The following is a 4,285-nucleotide window of genomic DNA, read 5'->3' as shown; positions in this document are numbered from 1 at the left end:
CCACACCCCGGCCGCGCGAGACCGGGGGAGCGCTTCGCCGACCCCTATCACGCAACTTGATCGCGAAACCATCAAAATCGCTGACCGCACTCATCGCTCGCAAGACCCAAGACCGGCGACCCAAGACATCAGTCGCTCGTGACACCCGCTCTGCGGTGTCACGCCTGCCCCTGGCGCTCTGCGCCACGTGCCACGATGGCCGGGGTTACGAGCAAGGTCCCGTCCGTGCGCGGCTCTGTGCACGACCGGAGGACTGGCCGTGGTCGAGTGCCCGAGCCCATCTGGCCGGAGCGGACGACGATCTCGTCAGCGTGCGTCCGCTGTCGGAGCTGATATCCGACTGCGATCGCTTCATCGGCGAGCCTGACGCCATGGACATCGCCCATCTTCTGCACGGGCATGCCGGAACCGGTCGACCGCTCGGTCCGTATTCCTTTGCCGAAGCTCTGGAGGAACGCCTCGGTCGCCCTCTCAAGCGACAAAAGCCGGGGCCGAAACCATCGCGACGAGACTCCAACACCCTGGACCTCTTTGAGCTGCTGGAACGGGATTAGCCCAAGTTTAACACCCTATCCAAAGCCCCCTTTCCTTTCATTGACTTACGCCGAACGAAGTGACTGAGTGGCACTACAAACATGCCATTCTTCGGGATGAGGGTTCAGACAATCATTTTATGCACGCCTCCCGGGGTAGGATCGCTGCCGAGGGCCCGGATGATGGCCAGCTGCGCCGGTTCGGGCTGCGTGGCCTTGCGCACATGCAGGGCACGCCCGTCGGGACGGCGGAAGGTGGCGGTCACCCGGCATTGGCCGGCGAGGATCGCACGCAGACTGGACCACCGCTCGGTGATGCCGTGCGCCTGCAGGCGCCGCCGGATGATCTGGACGAACTGGTAGGCGAGCACGGTGATGAACAGGTGTCCCTCGGCCCGCTCCGCCGTCTGGTGGTAGACCGGGCGCAGACCCAGCTCCGATTTTAAGGAGCGGAAGACCGCCTCCAGGTCGGTGAGCATGACGTAGGTCCGCCACAGCTGCTCGGAATCCCACGTCAGCTCGTTGGTGCGCAGGCAATAGACCCCGGGGTGCGTAACCAAGGTGCCGTCGACCGGTCGGCGTTCCCAGCGGATGGCTTGGGCATTGACCCCGCCGGCGTCCGGCTCGATGGTGATGCTGTAGTGCTGCCCGACGCCGTGACTCTTCTCCTTCAACCGCCCGATACGTTCCCACAGCTTGGCGATGCGCTTGGTGGTGCGCGGGCGCGCCAGTCCCTCGTGCAGGGTCTGCAGGGCCGCCTCGAAGCGCGTGCAAAAACGCTCGGCGATGCCTTCCTCCTTGTGTGCCCGGCGCTCGGAACAACAGTAGAGGCGAACCTCCCCGCCCTCGGCGTCGAGGACACGCTGCACGGCGACGGGATCTCCGCCGGCGGTCCGGATCGAGATCGCCGCCTCCGCATCGAATTGGCGTTGACGCTCCCGGCTCACCACCAGATAGCGATAGCCCTGCGCGCGCAGCCACACCACGTTCTCCTCGGTGGCGATGCCGCGATCCATTACCACCAGGGCGCCCGCGGGGGCGCCCAACCCGACGAGCATGCCCTCCAAGGTCGTGCCCTCCACCACGTTGCCGTCGAAGACCTCGGAACGGCGCACGAAGCCGCTGGCATCGAGCACCAGCCCCGGGGTCACCAGCGGGCAGTCGCTGCGTTTCTCCTTGGAATGGCCGTGCTTGGCTCGGGGATTGGCCGCCGCCTCGCCTTCGAAGAAGGTGTTGGTCAGATCGTAGAGCGTGACCGTCCAATCCAGCCCGAAGAACTCACTGACCCGAGCGAACAGCGTCTTCTCGATGGTGGCGCGGTGGCGCAGCAGGGCATCGGAGGCGCGGTAAAACCGCATCAGGTTCATCGCCTCGAAGTCGACGTCCAGCAATTCGCCCAACCCGCTGGTCTCGACCAACCAGCGCCGGGTGGCGCGCTCGGAGCCCGGCGCGGCCATCCGGGCGATGATCGCCCCGAGGATCGCGGTGCGATCGGGCGCGTTCAGGCCCAAGCTTTCCAGCAGGGCGGCGAACTCCAGCTGCGCCATCGCCCACAGCCCCACCGACTCCACCCCGACCGAGCGCGGACGGCTGAAGATCAGCGAGTCCACCTCGATGGTGTCGACCTCGGCGGGTGCCGCCGGGCTCGGCGCCGCGTCCGGTGTGGGCGCTTCGGGTGTCGGCGACGGCGCGGGGGTCGTGACCGGCTGGCGCGCCAGCAGTTGGGCGCCCAGGCGTTGCGCCGTGCGCTCAAGCTCCGCCGAGATCTCGACCTTCAGCAGCACGCCCTGCCCGCCGAGCAACTCCTCCAGGCGCACGCACAGCGTCGGCCACTCCCCCGGCGGCACCGCGAAATGGCGCCCCAAGTTCAGCAGCGTGATCTGCCGGACCTTGCCGCCGACCCGCGTGGAGCGCACCAGGCGGTGGGTGTGGTAGTGCTCGCCGGTGGCGCTGTTGCGGGTGTGCGTGCGACGGATGTACATGTCCGTACGCTAGCCCATGCGCTGCCGGGCGCCTAGGGCCAGGCCGAAATAATATGGCACTACTTTTCACGCCAAGGCTGCCGTGTACATATGAATCAATGGCATGAGCAGCCTTCGGACAGGAAATCGGCCGCGACCGTGTTAAAGATGGGGTAGGTAAACTGTCCCCGGAATTGGGCCGGTGGAGCTGGGTCTGCGCGTGGCGATCGGCGAAGACCAGCACGGCTTCATCCTGCACCATCGGGTCATGGAGCGCGTCACCGACGACCAGGTCGCCGTTCCATTGGTGAAAGAGATCGTGGCGCGCTTCCCGACGCTCGCCAGCGCGAGCATGGACAAGGGCTTTCACAGTCCCGCCAACCAACGCGCCCTGGCCGAGGTCATCGACTTTCCGGTGCTGCCGAAGAAGGGCAAGTGCTCGGCCGCCGAGCGGGAACGCGAAGGCGATCCGCGCTTCATCCAGCTGCGCCGGCAACACTCCGCCGTGGAGTCCGCCATCAACGCGCTGGATGTCCACGGGCTCGACCGCTGTCGCGATCACGGGATCGACGGCTTCAAGCGCTATGTCGCCTTGGCGGTGGTGGCGCGCAACCTCCAGCGCATCGGCGCGCTGTTGATGGCGCAGGAGGCCGAGGAGGCGCGACGCGAGCAGGAACGACAGCGCCGACGACGCGCCGCTTGACCCTTTCGATCGGGTCCGGTGCCGACCCCGACGGGAGTGGTGCGCCTGCGGAATGGCGGTGATACGAGTCATTCTTATTAAGGCGCCTGGATTGCGCGAATAGGCATCGAATGAGGCTGAATTGAATACGCTGGCCCCGTCCCGCCATTCAGGACGGGGTGCCGGGGCGGGAAAAAAACGGGGTTTTCGGTCGAGCACTAACTAGCGGTTCATATTACAGTATTTCTTTCGACCATAAGGATTTTGGATTACGAGACCTCATTGCAGGTATCGATAGCTCCTAATTAGTACAGTGAGATCAATCGAGAAACCGCGAATTTCACGAACTCATATCGCTGACGCAAAGACACAGTCATTAATGTATTTTTCTCCAGGATTCGCATAAAAAACAGTCGACCCCACCCTCTTGCCTTTGCGTAACATCTTGTTTTTATGAAAGCAAATTTACTTCCTTTCGCATAATCTGGGAGAAAATGTAGTGGACTCATAAGAACATCGGCACGATGTGTATTCGCTGTTAGCCCAGCATGCTTGTGCTCAGGGTTCGGGATTCCTCCATGCTCGCCATAATTCCTAAAGGCTATGTAGCTATTGACTCCTCTTCGTTGAAGATACATTCTTGCGTAGGTGTCCCAATAGCTATAATTATTTGGGTTCCTTTCAGTCAATTCCTTCTCTGCAAATTCAATAAGAAGCCGTGCCGCTTCCGCGCAAACTAGCGTTGCGACAGGCGCTGCAGAATGTCCTCGTGCATATATGCATCTGTCCATTTCAATCATTTCGTATATTGTTGGGCCGCAAGAATATAGCCAGCCCCATGCGCAGGTTGACATGGTCTCACTGAAGGGCAAGGGAAAATCAGCGAAACCTTGACAGGGTACAAAATCTGCTTCTACTACGAGGGTTAACTTCCGCGTTTGACAAACCCTCCATGCATTCATATGATTAAGAAGCACACGGACGCTCTGAGAATATTTCGCTTCTTTATTGGAGTATACCTCATATAGGCACAAGCTCGCATTTCTTGAATGCCTGGAATTTCAGCGTGAGTAAAGAGTCCAGCTCCTTCTTGTGCGTGGTGTGCGTTT

The 4,285-nt window shown here is 61.8% G+C and carries 1 protein-coding gene and 2 pseudogenes; 2 read left to right on the top strand and 1 reads right to left on the bottom strand.

The genetic code is table 11. From position 1 onward, the window contains the following. Positions 1–554, top strand: a pseudogene (locus BLV04_RS24060) (hypothetical protein); the annotation flags it as partial. Positions 555–658: 104 nt separating this feature from the next. Here BLV04_RS24060 and BLV04_RS24055 read toward each other — a convergent pair. After that, positions 659–2,515: an IS1634 family transposase gene (locus tag BLV04_RS24055; protein WP_093038655.1), complete on the bottom strand. Its 1,857-nt coding sequence runs from the start codon at positions 2,513–2,515 to the stop codon at positions 659–661. Positions 2,516–2,693: 178 nt separating this feature from the next. Here BLV04_RS24055 and BLV04_RS24050 point away from each other — a divergent pair. Continuing rightward, positions 2,694–3,197, top strand: a pseudogene (locus tag BLV04_RS24050) (transposase); the annotation flags it as partial. Positions 3,198–4,285: the final 1,088 nt, after the last annotated feature.

It is taken from the genome of Thiocapsa roseopersicina, from assembly GCF_900106925.1.
GTDB classification, from domain to species: domain Bacteria; phylum Pseudomonadota; class Gammaproteobacteria; order Chromatiales; family Chromatiaceae; genus Thiocapsa; species Thiocapsa roseopersicina.
This window is presented reverse-complemented; position numbering and strand designations above follow the sequence as displayed.

What these genes read in the sequence shown, in the direction of transcription:
- BLV04_RS24055 (WP_093038655.1), bottom strand. Translation starts at nt 2,515, where the DNA reads ATGTACATCCGTCGCACGCACACCCGCAACAGCGCCACCGGCGAGCAC.